This is a genomic window from Actinopolymorpha sp. NPDC004070, assembly GCF_040610475.1.
Lineage (GTDB): Bacteria > Actinomycetota > Actinomycetes > Propionibacteriales > Actinopolymorphaceae > Actinopolymorpha.
On record NZ_JBEXMJ010000001.1, the window covers coordinates 585,093 to 603,064 of the forward strand.

16 protein-coding genes are annotated in these 17,972 nt (G+C 73.8%); 9 read left to right on the plus strand and 7 right to left on the minus strand.

Going from position 1 to position 17,972, the window contains the following annotated elements; all coding sequences use genetic code 11:
• Positions 1-11 precede the first annotated feature (11 nt).
• Positions 12-887 (minus strand): RDD family protein, encoded by an 876-nt coding sequence (locus tag ABZV93_RS02665; protein WP_354929154.1) that lies wholly within the window; start codon positions 885-887, stop codon positions 12-14.
• A 40-nt stretch (positions 888-927) separates the two neighbouring features.
• Between ABZV93_RS02665 and ABZV93_RS02670 the strand changes: the two genes are divergently transcribed.
• Positions 928-1,929 carry a stage II sporulation protein M gene (locus tag ABZV93_RS02670; RefSeq protein ID WP_354929157.1) on the plus strand — a complete coding sequence of 334 codons (1,002 nt, stop codon included), beginning with the start codon at positions 928-930 and terminating at the stop codon, positions 1,927-1,929.
• Between the two features lie 98 nt (positions 1,930-2,027).
• On the opposite strand, the gene ABZV93_RS02675 is transcribed toward ABZV93_RS02670, so the two are convergent.
• The 5 genes from ABZV93_RS02675 to ABZV93_RS02695 are packed head-to-tail and all read right to left on the minus strand — an operon-like array spanning position 2,028 to position 7,789.
• A complete protein-coding gene (locus ABZV93_RS02675) occupies positions 2,028-3,386 on the minus strand; it encodes a DUF58 domain-containing protein (protein WP_354929160.1) in 1,359 nt (452 codons plus the stop codon).
• Positions 3,387-3,395: 9 nt separating this feature from the next.
• On the minus strand, positions 3,396-4,427 hold the full coding sequence (locus tag ABZV93_RS02680) for a MoxR family ATPase (RefSeq protein WP_354929163.1): 1,032 nt from the start codon (positions 4,425-4,427) through the stop codon (positions 3,396-3,398).
• A complete protein-coding gene (locus ABZV93_RS02685) occupies positions 4,424-5,803 on the minus strand; it encodes a DUF4350 domain-containing protein (RefSeq protein WP_354929166.1) in 1,380 nt (459 codons plus the stop codon). The genes ABZV93_RS02680 and ABZV93_RS02685 overlap by 4 nt, the downstream gene beginning before the upstream one ends.
• Complete coding sequence (locus ABZV93_RS02690; protein WP_354929169.1) at positions 5,800-6,507, minus strand: DUF4129 domain-containing protein; 708 nt, start codon at positions 6,505-6,507, stop codon at positions 5,800-5,802. Before ABZV93_RS02690 ends, ABZV93_RS02685 begins: the two co-directional genes overlap by 4 nt.
• Before the next feature lie 13 nt (positions 6,508-6,520).
• Positions 6,521-7,789, minus strand: coding sequence for a hypothetical protein (locus tag ABZV93_RS02695; RefSeq protein ID WP_354929172.1), 1,269 nt, complete (start codon positions 7,787-7,789; stop codon positions 6,521-6,523).
• 76 nt (positions 7,790-7,865) lie between these two features.
• Here ABZV93_RS02695 and mtrA point away from each other — a divergent pair, with 76 nt between their 5' ends.
• The 8 genes from mtrA to ABZV93_RS02735 all read left to right on the plus strand — a co-directional run bounded on the left by mtrA (position 7,866) and on the right by ABZV93_RS02735 (position 16,326).
• On the plus strand, positions 7,866-8,543 hold the full coding sequence (gene mtrA, locus ABZV93_RS02700; RefSeq protein WP_354929175.1) for an MtrAB system response regulator MtrA: 678 nt from the start codon (positions 7,866-7,868) through the stop codon (positions 8,541-8,543).
• Between the two features lie 222 nt (positions 8,544-8,765).
• Positions 8,766-10,520, plus strand: coding sequence for an MtrAB system histidine kinase MtrB (gene mtrB, locus ABZV93_RS02705; RefSeq protein WP_354929178.1), 1,755 nt, complete (start codon positions 8,766-8,768; stop codon positions 10,518-10,520).
• Positions 10,517-12,301 carry an LpqB family beta-propeller domain-containing protein gene (locus ABZV93_RS02710; RefSeq protein ID WP_354929181.1) on the plus strand — a complete coding sequence of 595 codons (1,785 nt, stop codon included), beginning with the start codon at positions 10,517-10,519 and terminating at the stop codon, positions 12,299-12,301. Before mtrB ends, ABZV93_RS02710 begins: the two co-directional genes overlap by 4 nt.
• Positions 12,280-12,762: a hypothetical protein gene (locus ABZV93_RS02715; protein WP_354929184.1), complete on the plus strand. Its 483-nt coding sequence runs from the start codon at positions 12,280-12,282 to the stop codon at positions 12,760-12,762. The genes ABZV93_RS02710 and ABZV93_RS02715 overlap by 22 nt, the downstream gene beginning before the upstream one ends.
• Positions 12,759-13,061, plus strand: coding sequence for a phosphoribosyltransferase family protein (locus tag ABZV93_RS02720; protein WP_354929187.1), 303 nt, complete (start codon positions 12,759-12,761; stop codon positions 13,059-13,061). Before ABZV93_RS02715 ends, ABZV93_RS02720 begins: the two co-directional genes overlap by 4 nt.
• A gap of 596 nt (positions 13,062-13,657) precedes the next feature.
• Entirely contained in the window at positions 13,658-14,401 is a 744-nt protein-coding gene (gene raiA / locus ABZV93_RS02725) for a ribosome-associated translation inhibitor RaiA (protein ID WP_354929190.1), read from the plus strand.
• 198 nt (positions 14,402-14,599) lie between these two features.
• Positions 14,600-15,031: a response regulator gene (locus ABZV93_RS02730; protein WP_354929193.1), complete on the plus strand. Its 432-nt coding sequence runs from the start codon at positions 14,600-14,602 to the stop codon at positions 15,029-15,031.
• A gap of 92 nt (positions 15,032-15,123) precedes the next feature.
• Positions 15,124-16,326, plus strand: a complete 1,203-nt coding sequence (locus tag ABZV93_RS02735; protein WP_354929196.1) for a crosslink repair DNA glycosylase YcaQ family protein — start codon at positions 15,124-15,126, stop codon at positions 16,324-16,326.
• 288 nt (positions 16,327-16,614) lie between these two features.
• On the opposite strand, the gene ABZV93_RS02740 is transcribed toward ABZV93_RS02735, so the two are convergent.
• A complete protein-coding gene (locus ABZV93_RS02740) occupies positions 16,615-17,742 on the minus strand; it encodes a GNAT family N-acetyltransferase (protein ID WP_354929199.1) in 1,128 nt (375 codons plus the stop codon).
• Positions 17,743-17,972: the final 230 nt, after the last annotated feature.

The following is a 17,972-nucleotide window of genomic DNA, read 5'->3' on the forward strand; positions in this document are numbered from 1 at the left end:
CCGTCCTGGTGTCAGCGGGGCGGTGCGAACCCGCCGGTGGCCCGCGGCTCCTCGGCCGACGGTTCCGCCGGCTGCGGAGTGCCCGGCGCGGTCGGCTGTTGCTGCTGGGCGTATGGCTGTTGGCCGTACGGCGGCTGCGGGCGTGGCTGCTCACCGAAGGCGCGGCGACGGCGTTCGGCGAGCACGGCGGCGAGGTACGCCCACGGCGGCAGCCCGGCCGGGGGAGCCGGTGCGACGTACCGCGCGACCGAGGCGGCGAGCTGCCCTCCCAGTTCCTCGCGGGCGGCCGGGTTGAGCTCGTGGTAGCGGCCGAGGAACGACCGGGCCGACAGCGCCAGCTGGTCGGGCAGCGTGGACAGCTCGAGTCGCGCCGACCACGCCTCCAGGCCCGGAGGCGGCTCCGGCACGGCCGACGGTGCCGTCGGAGCACGGTCGCGGAGGACGAGCGTGCCGGCCAGCATGTCGCCGACCCGCTTGCCACCCGGCGAGAGCATCGCGGTGATGAACCCGACGCAGCCGGAGGTGACGAAGAAGTCGACGAACACACCACACAGGGCGCGCACGAACGCGTGCCGGAACCGCACCGGGCCGCCGTCGTCGCGCACGACCCGAAGCCCGAGGGCGTACTTCCCCACGCTCTTGCCGCGGGTGAGCGTCTCGATCGTCGTGGTGTAGCCGACGAACGTGAGCACGCCGCAGGCGACCACCAGCCCGCCGATCAGCGACTCGCTCGCGTCGTCGCCGGTGACCAGCGCCACCGGGATCATCAGCAGGCCGAAGAGGATCAGCTCCAGGAGCAGGTCGATCCCCAGAGCAAGCGCCCTGGTCGCGGGCCGGGCCAGTCGCAGGTCGAGGACCACGGCCTCGCCGGTGACGGGTTCGCTCACGTGTGGTCCCTTCGGATCGGTGCCATTAGTGTGCCTTGCTGTGGACGTGGACGCGTACGCCGCCGCACACCAGGCGGAGTGGGACCGGCTGGAGGCCCTGGTCTGCCGCCGGGGACGGCTCACCGGGGCGGAGGCCGACGAGCTGGTCACGCTCTACCAGCGGGTGGCGAGCCACCTGTCCGTCGTCCGGTCGAGCGCTCCCGACGTCGTACTCGTCGGCCGGCTGTCCGCCCTGGTGGGCCGGGCGCGGGCCGCCGTGACCGGGGCACACACCCCGGCCTGGCGCGAGGTCGGGCGGTTCTTCACCGTGACGTTCCCGGCGGCGCTCTACCGCTGCGCGCCCTGGTGGCTCGGCACGGCGGCGGCCTTCCTCGCCGTCTGCGCGGGCGTCGGCTGGTGGGTGGCGACGCACCCGATGGTGCGCCTGGCGTTACTGCCTCCGGCCGCGGTCGACCAGCTCGTCGAGCACGACTTCGCCGACTACTACAGCTCCGCCCCGGCGGCGGAGTTCGCGTTCGGGGTGTGGACCAACAACGCATGGGTGGCCGCCGGCAGCCTGGCACTGGGTGTCCTGCTCGGCGTACCGGTCGCCTACATCCTGTGGCAGAACGCCGCGAACGTCGGCGTGGCCGGCGGGCTGATGGTGGCGGCCGGCCGGGGCGACGTGTTCTTCGGGCTGATCCTGCCGCACGGCCTGCTGGAGATCACCGCCGTCCTGGTGGCCGGCGGCGCGGGCATCCGGCTCGGCTGGACCGTCATTGCTCCCGGGGCACGCACCCGGATGCGGGCGCTGGCCGAGACCGGGCGGGAGACGGTCGGGATGGCTCTCGGGCTGGCCGTGGTGCTGCTGGTGTCCGGGGTGATCGAGGGCTTCGTCACGCCGTCCGGCCTGCCCACCTGGGCGCGGGTCGGCATCGGGGTGGCGGCTGAGGTGGCGTTCCTGACGTACGTCTTCTGGTTCGGCCGGCGGGCGGTACGTGCGGGGGAGTCCGGCGACATCGCGGCGGACGAACGCGGCGACCTGCTGCCCACCGCCGCCTGAACGCCACTGCGTGACAACCGCCGCCCTGACAACCAGCGCTTGACGCCGGCCGCCTGACAACAGCGGCTTGACACCGGTCGGCCAGCCGCGGCACTGGCTCACAGCCGGCCGGTCTTCTTCAGCGCGAGGTAGGTGTCGGCCAGGGCGGGCGCGATCTCCTCCGGCGGCCGGTCGACCACGGTCACGCCGAGGCGTTCCAGGGTCGCGGTGACCTGCCGGCGTTCGGCGTTGGCCTGCTCGGCGGCGGCCGCGGCGTACACCTCCCGCGCGTCGGCCCGGCCCCGTGCGAGTTCGGCCACCTTCGGGTCGGCGACGGCGGCGAGCAGCACCTCGTGCCGGCGGGTCAGGGCGCCGAGCACCGGCAGCCAGCCCTCCTCGACGACGGCGGCGTCCAGTCCGGTGAGCAGCACCACCAGCGAGCGCTGGGTCGCCCGCAGCGTGATCGCGGCGGCGAGCCCGCGGTGGTCGGCCTCGACGAGTTCGCTGGAAAGCGGCGCCATCGCGGCGGTGAACCTCTGCAGGACCTCACGCGGCGCGGCCCGGCGTACGTCCGCGCGAACCGTCCGGTCGTAGGCCAGCAGGTCCACCCGGTCACCGGCCCTGGTCGCCAGCGCGGCCAGCAGCTGAGCCGCGTCCATCGCGTGGTCCAGGCGAGGCGCGTCGCCGACCCGGCCGGCGGAGGTGCGGCCGGTGTCCAGGACGACGAGGACGTGCCGGTCGCGTTCGGGCCGCCAGGTGCGCACGACCACGCCGCCGCGCCGGGCGGTCGCTCGCCAGTCGACGGAGCGTACGTCGTCACCCACCACGTAGTCGCGCAGCGAGTCGAACTCCGTTCCCTGGCCGCGCACCAGGACGCTGGCGCGCCCGTCGAGTTCCCGCAGCCGGGCCAGCCGGGAGGGAAGGTGCTTGCGGCTCTCGAACGCCGGCAGCGCCCGCACCGTCCACGGAACCTCGTGCGAGCCCTGGCGGCCGGCCAGGCCGAGCGGCCCGAGCGAGCGCACGGTCACCCGGTGGGCGTGCTTGTCGCCTCGCCGGGTGGGGCGCAGGGTCGTGGTCACGCGGCGGCGTTCGCCCGCGGACAGCTGGAGTGGATGCCGCTGCGTGGCCGCGCCCGCCGACGGCGGCCAGGCGTCGCGGACTACCCCGCGGACCGGCCGCCGGCCGGGGTTGGTGACGAGCAGACAGATCTGCGTCTGCTCGCCCAGCCGGACTCCGCTGACCGAGCTGACCGGTCCTGCCGAGCCGGACCCGCCGGCGCCCGTTCGTACGGCGGCGTCGCCGGTGACCTCCCGCCGGAACGTCAGCGGCCGGACCGCTCCGGCCAGTGCGACGTCCACCAGGGCGAGCAGCACGACGGCGCCGGTGACCAGCGCGATGCCGGCCCGGGAGGGTACGGCGAACGCCACCACGAGCACCCCGGCGGCGGCCAGCAGAGCGGCGCGGAAGGTGAAGGTCATCGCACCGGCCTACCGGGGGACCGGCACGCTGGCCAGGATCCCGTCCAGCACACCGTCCGCGGACACGCCCTCCAGCTCCGCCTCCGGCCGCAGCTCCACCCGGTGGCGAAGCGTCGGCAGCGCCAGCGCCTTCACGTCGTCGGGCGTCACGTAGTCGCGGCCGGACAGCCAGGCCCAGGCGCGGGCCGCGCGCATCAGGGCGGTGGCGCCGCGCGGGGAGACGCCGAGCCGCAGCGACGGCGACTCGCGAGTGGCCCGGCACAGGTCGACGACGTACCCCAGGACCTCCTCACGAAGCGACACCGCGGCGACGGCCTTCCGGGCGGCGGTCAGGTCGTCCACCCCTGCCACGGCCGTCAGCCCGGCTCCGGCGAGGTCGCGCGGGTCGAACCCGTGCGCGTGCCGGCCGACCACCGCGACCTCCTCCTCCCGCGAGGGCAGGGTGAGATGCAGCTTGAGCAGGAAGCGGTCCAGCTGGGCCTCGGGCAGCGGGTAGGTGCCTTCGTACTCGATGGGGTTCTGCGTCGCCGCCACCAGGAACGGCTCGGGCAGCGGCCGCGCGGTGCCCTCGACCGAGACCTGGTTCTCCTCCATCGCCTCCAGCAGGGCGGCCTGGGTCTTGGGCGGGGTGCGGTTGATCTCGTCGGCCAGCAGGAGGTGGGTGAAGACCGGTCCCTCCCGGAACTCGAACGCGGCGGTGCGCGCGTCGTAGACCAGGGAGCCCAGCACGTCGCCGGGCATCAGGTCGGGCGTGAACTGCACCCGCTTGCTGTCCAGGCGCAACGCGGCGGCCATGGATCGCACCAGCAGCGTCTTGGCGACACCAGGCACACCCTCCAACAGCACGTGGCCACGGCACAGCAACGCGATCAGCAACCCGGTGACGGCCGAGTCCTGGCCGACCACCGCCTTGGCCACCTCGGCACGGACGGCGAGGAGTGCGCTCCGGGCGTCCCCGGCGGGTGGCCCGCCGGGGTGGCCGGTGTGCCCGGGGTTCGGCGGGTGGTCGGTGTCGTCGGTCGTGGTCGCCTGGTCGGTCACGATCGGCGTACCTCCTGCTCCAGCGTGTCGAGTTCGGCGGCCAGCCGGACGAGGGCCGCGTCGTCTTCGGGGGTCTGCCCGCCCGCGGCGCACTCGGCGAGCAGGCGGCGCACCTGGCCGCCGTCGCGCCCGGTGCGGTCGGCGACGGCCGCGACCAGTGTGTCCGGTCCCTGCCCGAGGACGCGACCCGGCGCCAGGCCAGGACGTGTCCTCGAGCCGGAACTGTCCGGGTGGGCGTGGCCGAGCAGCGGCGCCAGCCGGGCGGCGGTGGCCGCGCGGAGCGCGTCCGCGGCGCGGGCGCGGGCCCGGGCACGCTGGTAGAGCCGGGCACGTCCCTCGACCGCCTCCGACGCGCGGACGGCGACGGGGAGGGGTTCGGGTACGACCGGGCCGAGGCGCCGGGAGGCGGCCAGCATGAGCAGGGCGACGGCGACCGCGGCCTGGCCGGCGCCGAACCGGACGCCGTCGGGCAGCAGTGAGGTCAGGCTCCGCGGCTCACGGCCACCCGGGGCGCCCGACGGCACGGCGGAAGGATCGGCCGCCGACGGGACGTACCAGACCAGCTCGCGTTCGGTGCCGAGCAGGTTGAGGGCCAGCGCGGCGTTGCCGTCGTCGGTCAGCCGGGAGTTGGCGAACGACGTGGCCGGGCCCACCACGTCGACGGTGCGGCCGCCGCCGATCCGGGCCGTCGGACCCGGGTCGTCGCTGCCGCCGGGCGGCGCGGTCGGCTGGTGCCCGAGCCGGAGCAGGCCGAACCGGCTGCCGTCGCCGTAGCAGCCGACTGCCCTCGCGCCGGGCAGCGCGCGGTACATCGGCCCGTCGACGTGGACGGGTCCGGCCCGGCGGGCGGCCCGCAGGCCGCATCCGGGCGTACGCGTGGCCGGAACGAGGGTGTCACCGGCGCGGACGGCGTCCGGGGCGAGCACCCGCAGCGCCTCCTCACCGGGGGCGAACAGGACCAGGTGACCCGAGCCGGCCCGCACCAGCCGGTCCAGTTGCGCCGGTGCCAGCAGGTCGGGCTGGGCGACCACGAGCGTGGTGCCGCGGGTCCCCAGCCGGACCGCCCCGGCGAGGTTGTCCACCCGGCGCACCCCGACACCGCGGTCGTCGAGCAGGACCGCCAGCGCCCGGCCGCCGGACTGGCGAGCAGACGCCGGGTCGAGGGGGCCGCCTTCGGTGCGGCCGAGCAGCAGGGCCGAGGCCAGGCCGCCGAGGACGAGCACGGCGGCGATCACCAGCGCCCCCCGCGAGCGATGCCACCGCTGCCGGGCAGTGGGCTCGACGGACCGGCTGGCCGGCGCGCCCGGACCGGGGTTCGTGCCGGAGTTCGTGCCGGCGTGCGGCGAGCCGGCCGGCGGGTTCGTGGGTGCGCTCACCGCGGTGCTCCACCCAGCGGTACGTCCGCACTCCGGACGTCCGAACCGAGGTGGTCGGCCCGCCCCGTGGGCCTGCGGATCCGTCGTACGGCGTCGTCGGCGGCCCGGATCTCGTCGTACGCCCTGGCCGTCGCGACCCGCCCGCCGTAGCAGACCTCGTCGAACTCCCGGGCGGCCGTCCGCAGCGGCACCGCTGCCCCCGGCGCGACCGCCGAACCCTCCCGGGCCACCTCGTCGGCGGTCCGGCCCGGGCGTTCGTCGAGGAACGCCCGCTCCTCCAACTCCCGCACCAGAGCCCGGAAGCCTTCGCGGACCGCGGTCTCGTGGTCGCCGCGACCGGCGGCCGCGCGGGCCGCCTCGCGGTGCTCCGCCGCCGAGCGGACCGTCCCGCCGAAGACCGCGCCGTCGGCACGCGCGCGGGTTCTGGCCAGCGCACCCACCCGCCGGTGGACCACGATCACCGCGAGCACGAGGAGCGCGGCCAGGGCGAGCAGGCCCCACCAGCCGCCGGGGGACACCGCGGCGATCCGGGCGAAGACGTCCGCCAGCCAGTCACGCGCCCACACGAGGAAACGGGAGACCAGGCCGGGTTCGTCGCGGTGGTAGATGCCCTTCGTCAGCTCGTCCCGGGCCGCGCGGGCGGCGTCGGCACCCCCGACGTCGATCGGTGGCCCTCCCGGCGACCGCCCGGCCGGACCGCTCACCGGGGCGGACCCGTCATCGGGTGGCCCAGGGCGACGGCGGTTCGGTACCCGGCATCGCCGGATACGGCGTCCCCGGTGCGGGCCCAGTGCCGCCCGAGCCGGCCGTGCCGCTCGTGCCGGCGAGCGGATCCGCGGTGGCGTACTGGGCGAGAGTGATGTCCAGCCCCTCGCTGCGCATCCGGGCGTCGACGTACACCAGCGCGTTCACCGCGGCGAGGAAGGCGATCTGGAGCACCGACGCCGCGAGGCCGCCGATCCCCGCCAGCACCAGGGCGAGGAACTCCCCGCCGCGGAAGGAGTCACCGAGACCGGCGCCCAGACCGGTGGCCAGCAGGGTGAACGCGGTCTGGATCACCGACGACACCACCGAGGCGACCACGTTGGCGACGGCCAGGATGCCGAAGGTGCGCGCGGTGCGGTCGCGGACCAGTGCCCAGGAGCGTCGGATCGCCGCCACCACGGGGATCCGGCGCTGGCCGGCGTACGGCTGGGTCGCGTCCACCGGCTGCGTCTCCAGCACCACCACCGCCGAGGAGAGGGCGGTCCGGGTGGCGAACACGACTCCGAAGAAGATCAGCGCGCAGGCGAACACGACGGCGGCGAGGATCCCGACGACGAGGTTGGCGAGGAACGCCAGCACCACGACGACGATCGCCACCACGACCGCCACGACGAAGGCCGCCGCGATCAGGAACGTCACCGCGAGCAGCCGGAGGATGTGCGGCCGGCTCGCCCGCCACACCTCGCCGACGGTCGCCGGCCGGCCGAGCACCCCGCGGGCGACCGTGACGGTGATCATCCCGGTCAGCACCGAGGTGGCCACCCAGCTCACCAGGGCGAGGGCGGCACCGGTGGCACCCATGCCGACCCAGGTCCGGTCGCTGATCTGGGTGACCCGGTCGGGGTCGGCCGTGACGATCTGCCCGAACCCCACGAAAAGCGTCAGGAAGTACGCGGCGGTGAGGACGGCCATCACCGCCGTGGACAGCCCGAGCATGATCTTCGGATAGCGCTGCACGGTGGTGAAGGCGCCGTCCAGCACCTCCCCGAATCCCAGTGGGCGCAGGGGAACGACACCCGGCTTCGGCGCCTGGGGCGGCGCGCTGCCCCAGGAGGTGCCACCGCCCCACTGCGGCGGAGCGGCACCCCAGGCGGGGGCGGCCGGAGGCGGCGAATCGCCCCAGCCGCCACCCCAACCATTGCCCCGACCATCGCCCCAACCGGGCCGGCCGGCCGGCGGCTCGCCGGGTGGCCCGCCGGGCGGCGTACCGGTGTCGGTCATCTGGCGCACCTCACGTCTGGGGTATCCCGCGGGTCGTGTCGAGCCATCGTGCCACGCGCAGTGGGACCATGGATTCATGAAAGGTCGCATTCTGGTCGTCGACGACGACATGGCACTGGCCGAGATGCTCGGGATCGTGCTGCGCGCGGAGGGTCTCGACGCGGTGTTCTGCGAGTCCGGCGAAGGGGCGCTGGCGAAGGTGCGGGAGACCAAACCGGACGTCGTGCTGCTCGACCTGATGCTGCCCGGCAAGGACGGCATCGAAGTCTGCCGGGAGATCCGGGCCGAGTCCGACGTGCCCATCGTGATGCTCACCGCCAAGACGGACACGGTCGACGTGGTTCTCGGCCTGGAGTCCGGCGCCGACGACTATGTCGTCAAGCCCTTCAAACCCAAGGAACTCGTGGCCCGGATCCGCGCTCGCCTTCGCCGGTCGGACCGGGCGGTGCCGGAGACGCTGCACATCGGCGACCTGGTGATCGACGTACCCGGCCACTCGGTCAAGCGGGGCAACGAGTCGCTCGCCCTGACCCCGTTGGAGTTCGACCTCCTGGTGTGCCTGGCCCGCAAGCCCTGGCAGGTGTTCGGCCGGGAGGAGTTGCTGGAGCAGGTGTGGGGCTACCGCCACGCCGCCGACACCCGGCTGGTCAACGTGCACGTGCAACGGCTGCGCAGCAAGATCGAGCAGGACCCCGAGCACCCGGAGATCGTGGTGACGGTCCGCGGCGTCGGCTACAAGGCAGGGCCCTCCTAAGGTCGGTCGCGACACCAAGCAGGGGAGGCCGCGCCGAAGCCGTGTGCCGACGGGGCTGTCGGCGTGCGGACGTACGATCGGAGCGGTCCGCCGGCCGCCGAGGACCCGGCGCCGCGCGGACCAGCTGTCACCGCGGCGCGCCCCTGCGTCACCGGTGACCCCCACCCACGCCCGCGCCACCCCCTCGGCGCAGCCCCCTCGAGCCTCCCTGGACGCCCCCGCATGCAGAGCCTGGCCGGCATTCTCCGACCGGCGGCGCGCCTCGCCCGCCGGCCGGTCGGTGTGTGGCGCCGGTCCCTGCACCTGCGGGTGGTGACCGGCACGCTGGTGCTGTCCGCCCTGGTCACCGTGTTCGTCGGGTGGATCCTGCTGCGCCAGGTGACCGACGGCGTGCTGCACGCCAAGGTGGTCGCCTCGGTGGGGGAGGCGTCCGCGGGTTTCCGGTCGGCACAGGCCGCGATCGACGCCGCCGAGCCGAGCGGTGACCCCAGCGAGCTCACCACCCAGCTGGCCCAGGACATCGCGCTGCGCGGCGCGTCCGGCGGGCTGTACGACGTGGTCCTCGACGTCCTCCCCGCCGAGGGCGGCTCGCAGACGGTGGCGCGTTCGACCCGGGCGACGGTCCTGCCCTCCAGCATCCCGGCCGACCTGCGCTCACAGGTGCACTCCGCGCAGGTGGCCTACCGCTACACCATGATCCGGCGGGCGAACGAGCCGGACAGCCCCGGCATCGCGGTCGGCTCCCAGCTGCTGGAGCCGCGCAGCGGGGCCACCCTGGACATCTACTACCTCTTCGACCTCCAGCAACAGCAGGACACCCTGAACCTCCTGCAGCGGTCGCTGGTCGCGGTCGGGGTGCTCATCGTCGTCCTCCTCGGCTGCGTGGCGTGGTTCGTCACCCGTCAGGTGGTGACGCCGGTCCGGATGGCCCGCCAGGTCGCCGAGCGCCTCGCCGCCGGGCTGCTCGACCAGCGGATGCGGGTGCGCGGCGAGGACGACCTCGCCCGCCTCGCCGGCTCCTTCAACCAGATGGCGACCAGCCTCCAGCGTCAGATCCGCCAGCTGGAGGAGCTGTCCCGCGTCCAGCGCCGGTTCGTCTCCGACGTGTCCCACGAGCTGCGCACGCCGCTCACCACGGTGCGCATGGCCGCCGACGTGCTGTACGAAGCGAGGAGGGAGTTCGACCCCAGCGTGGGCCGGGCCAGCGAGCTGCTGCAGGCCGAGCTGGACCGGTTCGAGGCGCTGCTCGGCGACCTGCTGGAGATCAGCAGGTTCGACGCCGGAGCGGCCGCGCTGGTCCTGGAGGACGCCGACCTGCGCGAGATCGTCCGCCGGGTGGTCGACGCGGCCCGGCCCATCGCCGTCCGCAAGGGCAGCGGGCTCGAGCTGCACCTGCCGCACACGGCGGTCGTGGCGGAGGTGGACTCCCGGCGCATCGAGCGGGTGCTGCGCAACCTCGTCATCAACGCGATCGAGTACGGCGAGGGCCGCGACGTCGTTGTACGCGTCGCCGGTGACGGCGAGGCGGCTGCGGTCTCCGTCCGCGACCACGGCATCGGGCTCAAACCGGGGGAGTCGGCGATGGTGTTCGAACGCTTCTGGCGGGCCGACCCGGCCCGGGCCCGCACCACCGGCGGCACCGGACTGGGCCTCGCCATCGCGCTCGAGGACGTGCTGCTGCACGGTGGCTGGCTGCAGGCCTGGGGCGAGCCCGGCCGCGGCGCCCACTTCCGGCTCACGCTGCCGCGCACGGTCGGCGACACCCTCGACCACTCACCGATCGCGCTGGTTCCCGGTGAGGGCGGCCCGCCTCGGCTCGCGCGCGCCGCCACCCCGAGGGCGCTCGGCCCAGGTTCGTCGTCGGCTTCGTCGCCGTCCCCGGCCGGCTCGCCCTCCTCCGCACCGACGGCACCACCGCCATCTTCCTCGTCCTCGCCGTCGGCGCCGTCCGGCGGCACAGGGGGAGGTGCACGGTGACGGCAGAGGCACACCGGTCGCGCTCCCGCGGTCGCGTCGTGGCCGCCGCGCTCGCGCTGGCGGTGTCGCTGGCAGCCCTGGCCGCGTGTGCCACCGTGCCGAGCAGCGGACCGGTGATGTTCGAGGGGATGGGCACCCAGTCCGCGACCCCGCCGTCGCTGGCCGTCCAGGTCAACGGCCCCGAGCCCGGCGACAGTCCGCAGCAGGTCGCCCGCGGCTTCCTCGACGCGATGGCGAGCTACCAGGCCGGCCAGCCCGTCGCCCGCAAGTACCTCACGCCCGCGATGAGCGAACGCTGGCAGCCTGACCAGGTGCTCGTCTACGACAGCACGCCCGTACCCCTCACCGAGCCGAAGTCCGGGAAGGTACTCATCGACGTACGCAGGGTCGGCGGACTCGGCGTCAACGGCGACTGGACGTCGGCGCGCCCGGGTGAGCGGCTGCGGCTCGACCTCGGGATGACGAAGGTGGCCGGACAGTGGCGGGTCGGCCGGCCGCCGAGCGCCCTGGTGATGTCGATCTACAACTTCCGGCGCGAGTACGAGTCCTACAACCTGTACTTCTTCGACCCCAACTTCGAGATCCTCGTCCCCGACCCGATCTACCTGCCGACCCGCGGGCGGCTGGAGACGCTGCTGGTCAACGCCCTGCTGCGCGGGCCCTCCGGATGGCTGAAGCCCTCGGTGCGGACCGCCTTCCCCGAACGCACCACCCTCGCCGCCCCGTCGGTGACCGTCGACGGGAACGTCGCCACCGTCGACCTCGACCCCCGAGTCGACAGCCTGTACGAACCACAGCGTCGCTACCTGCTGGCCCAGCTGAGCTGGACCCTCGACCAGGTGCGCCAGATCAAGAAGATCCAGGTGACCGCCGGCCGGGCGCCGTTCAGCATCGGCGGCAACGGCGGCTCCAACACCACCAGCGCAGACCAGTGGGCGACCTACGACCCCCGCGTGGCCGGAGCGGCCACCGGCGCGTACGCCCTCAACGACGGCAAGGTCGTCCTCGTCGGCTCCGACCGGACGGTTCTGGTGAGCAGCCTGGCCGGCCACCGGATCGAGGCGCGCTCGATCGCGGTGGGGATCTTCGGCGAGCGCAGCTCGCAGGGCCGGCTCGGCCCGGAGGACCCGCGCGGATCGGCCGACTGGCTGGCCGCGGTGTCCACCGACGGCAGGAAGGTCAACCTCTACGGCGCCAAACGCCTGGCTCCGCGCACCGCCTGGCAGGGGCGGGACCTCCTGGAGCCCTCCTGGGATCGCACCGGCAAGCTGTGGATGGTCGATCGCAACCGCGGCCGCGCCCGGATCGAGGTCCTCGACGAACGCGACCGGCTCGGCACCGTCGACGCGCCCGGGCTCAACGGCAAGGACGTCCGTGCGCTGAAGATCTCCCGGGAGGGCTCCCGGGCGGCCGTGCTCGTCCAGCACGGCAACCGAACCGTCCTGATGGTCGGCCGGGTCGAACGCGGCGAGGGGCTGGCCATCCGCGGCCTGCGCGAGATCCCGCTGGACCTCACCAGGATGACCGACCTCGCGTGGTCCCAGCTCGACGAGGTGACGGTGATCGGTTCGGAGGGTCAGGCCGGGGCCTCGCGTGCCCTCAAGGTGACCGTGGACGGATACTCCTCGACGCCGCTCACCGGCCCCGACGCCACCTCGCTGTCGGCCGCACCCGGCCAGCTGGTGCTGCTCGGCGGGAGCGACGGGGTACTGCATCGGGAGGACAAGACGTACATGTGGAGCAACCAGGGAGCGGGCCGTTGCCCGGCCTACCCGGGATGACCGGCCTGCGGCCCGCCGCGCGCCTTGTCGCGTACGCCGACCGGTTGGTCCGCGACGACCTCGCCGATCTGGCGCTCGGTTGCCGGTGCGTGGGCTGCGGCCGTCCCGGCCGGGCCCTGTGCGTGCGGTGCGCGCCGACTCTGCGGGCGGCGGCGTTCCGGACCGAGCCCGACCCCGTGCCGCCCGGGCTGCCCCCGGTCTGGGCCGTCGCGTCGTACGCCGGAGTGCCCAGGGCCGCGCTGCTCGCGCACAAGGAACGCGGCCGGACCAGCCTGGCGGGCCCCCTCGGAGCGGCCCTGGCGACCGCGGTGGCCGCCGCCACGCCGCCACGCCGCGGCGGCCGGTGGTGCTGGTCCCGATCCCGTCCAGCGCCGCCGTCACCCGCCGCCGCGGCCACGACCCGCTGGCGCGCATCGTGGGCCGGGCGGCACGTGTGGCCCGGCGGGCGGGGCTGCCGGTGACCGTGCGGTCGGCGCTGGCCGTCGGCCGCCGGGTGGCCGACCAGGCCGGACTGGACGCCCGTGCCCGCCGCGCCAACCTCGCCGGTGCGTTCGTCGTCCGGGTCCGGTCCCGCGACCTGCTGACCGGCCGGGCCGTCCTGCTGGTCGACGACGTACTCACCACCGGCGCGACCCTCGCGGAGGCGGCCAGGGTGCTGCGCGTCGCGGGCGTCAACGTCCGCGCGGCTGCCGTGGTGGCCGCGACCCGGCGCCGGCGACCGGCCATCGGGCCGGGCTCTGGCGAGGATCGGCCGAGCTGAGTCGGGTATCCCGGGGTCCCCGGGGGGTGTTTCCACGGCGTGTCCTGGTCGTTTCCCAGGGCGTGTCGCGGTCGCACTTCGCACCTGGTGACATACCCGCAGTTTCCCGGGTTCCGGGAAGCGGTCAGGGGCGCTAGCGTTTCGGCATGGCACCCGCCCGGGTCCGTGGTTGCGCCGGACGACAGGTCGACTTGTCGGCCGCGTCCCGGCAAGCCGATGCCAGCCGCAGGCGAAACGGCCCACGTAAGGCGACTTCTCGTCGACCGATCACGGTGCGGCTTAGAAGTAAGCCCTGCCCCGCCGGAGGGCCAGATGCCCTCCGAACCGGGAGAAGGGGAGTAGTGGCATCCAGCAACCTTGCCGCCGCGAAACCCTCCGCAGGCGGATGTGGGGACGAAGACCAGGTCGGCCGGGCGGGTGCCTTCCGCACAATCACCCATATCCCAGCCAGATCCCATCCCAATCCAGTCAAGTCCAGTCCAGTCGTCATATCCGCACCTGGAGCGGGTATGACCTGAGCACGCCTTACCGGTCCTCCCACGGTGGGCACGGTGAGGTGCGAAACCCCGGAGCAGTACGACATTGGGGAGGTTCACGTGGACGTTGTGGTCGTTGGTCGGCACTGCGCGGTGACCGATCGATTCCGTGGTCACGTCGAGGAGAAGCTGACGCGCCTGGAGCGGTTCACCGCCCGGGCCAGTCGGATCGAGATCGAGGTCTGCAAGGAGCGCACGCGCGCGGGAGACTCCGAACGCGTCGAGCTCACCGTCTACTCGCGGGGCCCGCTGGTCCGCGCGGAGGCGTCCGCCGCGGACCGGTTCGCCGCTCTCGATCTGGCCCTCGACAAGTTGCTCGCCAGGCTTCGAAAGGCGGCCGACCGACGACGGGTGCACCACGGCTCCCGAACCCCCATGTCGGTGGCGGAGGCGACCGGCCCCGTCATGGAACAGACCGCCGCGGTGCACGAACTCAACGGGCGGCGTTCGGGACGCATGTCCGGCGAGGAGTACGACTCCGACGAGGACTACACCCGGTACGCCGAACGCAACGGCGTGGGCGAGGCCGACGGCCGGCCCGGCACCGAGGTCGTCGCCGGTATCGAGGTGACCGGCGACGGCCCGCTCGTCGTCCGGGTGAAGGAACACGCGGCGGTACCGATGACCCTGGACCAGGCGCTGTACGAGATGGAGCTGGTCGGGCACGACTTCTACCTCTTCATCGACGCCGACAGCCAGCGCCCGAGCGTCGTCTACCGCCGACGCGGTTACGACTACGGAGTGATCCGACTGGAGGAGGAGCACGCCGCCGCGGCCGTCGCCGCGGCCGAACGCCGATCCTGAGGCGCCGTAGTCGCCGTCAGGGATCTTGGCCGGCCCCGGGACCGCCGGGGCCGGCCGGGCGAGACGAGTGCCGTTGACGCTGCACGCGCCGCGCTCTTGGCCCAGACCCAGCCGAGACACATGCGGAGTCCTGTGATGGACGCAACGTTCGTAGCAAAAGGTGCTGAAGGCGGCGAGATGTCGTGTCATCATGCCTCGGTGACCACCGCCGCACACTTGGGCGCCGGGGCGGGGGTACCCAGTCCACTTCGGGTACTCCTCGTCGACGGCCAGGAGTTGCTCAGCAGAGGTCTGCGACTGCTGCTGGACCAGGAACACGACATCGAGGTCGTCGGCGAGGCCGGTGACGGAAGGGCGGCGGAGCGAGTCGTCGCCGAAAGCATGCCCGATGTCGTGGTTCTGCGACGTGGGCAGGCGTCCCGGGCGGTCGGCGAGGTCTGCCGCCGCCTCAAGTCGCTGCTTCCCACCACCCGCATCGTCCTGCTCACCGAAGGGGCGCAGGTCTCCGCGTCGGAGCTCGCCGAGGGCGTGGCCTCCGCCGGAGCGGACGGTCAGGTGCCACGGGACAGCCCGGTCGACGACGTGGCGGCAGCAATTCGGGCCGTGGCCAACCGCGACGCCGCCGCCTGACCCCGCCTGATCCCGCCTGACCGAGCGTTCCGGAGCAGGTACCGGTCGCCGGTCTGGTCGGCTGTCGGTGGTGCGTGCCAGCATGTGCTGTCGTGGAGCACCTCACCGTCGCCCAGGCCCGCCGGGTGGCTCTGGCCGCCCAGGGTTTCGCCGACCCCAGACCTCGCGGCGTTCCCGACGTCCGATCCCTCGACCGAGTGCTGCGCAGGATCGGCCTGCTCCAGATCGACTCCGTCAACGTCGTGAGCAGGGCCCACTACCTCCCGCTGTGGAGCCGCCTCGGGGCATACCCCACCGACCTGCTAGACCGGGCCAGCGGCCGCGGGCCGCGCCGCCTGTTCGAATACTGGGCGCACGTGGCGTCGCTGGTCCCGGTCTCCACCCAGCCCGCCCTGCGTTTCCGGATGGACCGCGCGAGCTCCCAGGCCTGGGGGGCGGTGCGGCGCATCGCCGACGAGCAACCCGACTTCGTGCAGTGGGTCCACTCCGAGGTCCGCGACCGGGGCCCGCTCACCGCCCGGGAGATCGAGCACGACGTACCCCGCCGCAAGGACCACTGGGGATGGAACTGGAGCGCGGTCAAGACGGCGCTGGAGTGGTTGTTCTACTGCGGCGAGATCACCTCGGCGCGCCGCAACTCCGCGTTCGAGCGCGTCTACGACCTGCCCGAACGCGTCCTTCCGGCGGCGGTGATCGCGACGCCGACACCTTCGGTGGAGGAGGCCCACCGGGAGCTGGTCCGGATCGCCGCCCGCGCCTACGGCGTGGCCACCCTGCAGTGCCTGCGCGACTACTTCCGGCTGTCCGCCGCCGAGGCCGGGATCGCGGTCGGCCAGCTCGTCGACGCCGGTGAGCTGTTGCCGGCACGGGTGGAGGGCTGGAACCGCCCCGCCTACCTCCACGCGGAGGCGCGCATGCCCCGCCGCGTCCGGGCCCGTGCCCTCGTCGGCCCGTTCGACTCGCTGGTCTTCGAGCGCACCCGCACCGAGCAGCTGTTCGGCTTCCGCTACCGGATCGAGATCTACGTCCCGGCGCCGCAACGCATCTACGGCTACTACGTTCTGCCGTTCCTGCTGGGCGACCGGCTGGTGGCGCGGGTCGACCTCAAGGCCGACCGGGCGGCAGGCGTGCTGCGGGTGCGGTCCGCGCACGCCGAGGACCACGCACCGCCGGACACCGCGCAGGAGCTGGCCGCCGAGCTGACCGCGATGGCCGCCTGGCTCGGGCTTTCCGACGTCGACGTGCACGAGCAGGGCGACCTGGCCACACCGCTGCGCAAGGCGCTGCTCGCCTGACCCGCCGGCAGATGTGCAGGGACGTCGCACGCGACGGTGCGCCGGTTTCAGTCGCGGAATCTTCCCCCCGACTTCCCCAACGCGCCGGGGTGGTGGCATGCTCGGACACGCACTCGGCGGGGCCACGTCGCGTGGCCGACCTCACGAGGGGGTGCCGGCGACGAAGGCCACCGGGAACACTTGGGGCGGCCGTCCGGCGTGGGTGACGGCCGCCCCTCGCATCTTCTCGGTTCACTCAGTTCGCTCGGTGGGCCTCTCCGGCGCCGCAACCCATCGCAAGGCAACGCGTCACGCTTCGGTCGTCACCTCGCCGGTGAGCCGGTCGTAGCCCACCAGGTCGTCGAAGCTGCCGTCACCGAGTCGTTCGGCCGCGCGCCACACTCCGGCGCGGCGGAAGCCGGCGCGTTCAGCGACTCGTTGCGAGGCGGTGTTGCCGGTGGCGGCGCGCAGTGTCACCAGGCGCAGTCCGAGGCCACCGTCCTCGGCCGGCACGGCCGCGTGCCGCACGATCAGCCGGGTCGCCTCGGTGGCCACGCCGCTTCCCCGCGCGTCGGGGTGAACCCAGTAACCGATCTCACCGCTGCCGGTGGTCTGGTCGATGTCCATCAACCCGAACGAGCCCACGCACTCGTCGGTGTCGGGGTCGGCGGCCGCCCAGTAGATGCCGCGCCCACCCGCGTGCTCCTCCTCCCGGCTCTGGATGTAGCCGAGGGCCGCCGCCACGGTGTAGGGGCGGGGCAGCGCGCCGAGCCAGTGCTGGGTCACCGGGTCCGAACACGCGACGAGGACGGCGGCCACGTCGGCGTCGGTGAAGCGCCGCAGCACGCATCGAACGCCCCGCAGGGTGGGTACGGAATACCAGGGCGTGCCCGGCTCGCGCGGGTCACCCGAGCGCAGGGAGCCGATCCAGCCGTCGTACCTGCGTCCCCGCGCCACGCACAGGCCACGGACGGTGCCCTCGACCCGGAAGCCGCACCGCCACGCGACCCGGCGGGATGGCCAGTTGCCGACCTGTGCCCGCCAGTGAACGACATCGAGGTCCAGTCCCGCGGACGCGAACGCCCACTCCAGCACGGCGCGTACGGCGGCCGTCATCACCCCGCGCCCGCGCGCGGACCGGCGAAGTCCGAAACCCACCTCCGCGCCACCGGCCTCGTCCAGGCGCAGATCGACCGTCCCGAGGAACTCGTCGGACCGCGCGTCGGCGACCGCGAGAGCGAGGTAGGACTCCTCCCGCCATCCGGCGGGCACCGCCTCGCGGACGTACTGCCGAGCGTGCGCGACGGTGTAGGGGGAGGGGACCGTGGTCCAGGCCTGGGTCTCCGGGTCGGTGCACTGGTCGAGGACGCCGGCGATGTCGTCGTCGCGGTGCGGACGCAGGACGACCGGGCCGGCAGGAAGACGCACGGGATCCATGGCTGACGATCCTGGTGCAAGGGAGCCGGGGAGGGCAAAGTGGGGTAAGTCGGGGAAATGCCGTCCGGCGCGACCGCGGGCGGGTGCGACGCGGCGGCGGCCGTCGCCTACCGTGGCCGTGAGCGTCGCCTACGATGGCCGAAGGCGCGTCGCGGGTGTTGGATGCACACCTACGACACAACCTCTGACGGAATGTAGTCGACACCGCAACGACGAGGAGTCAAGAGTCC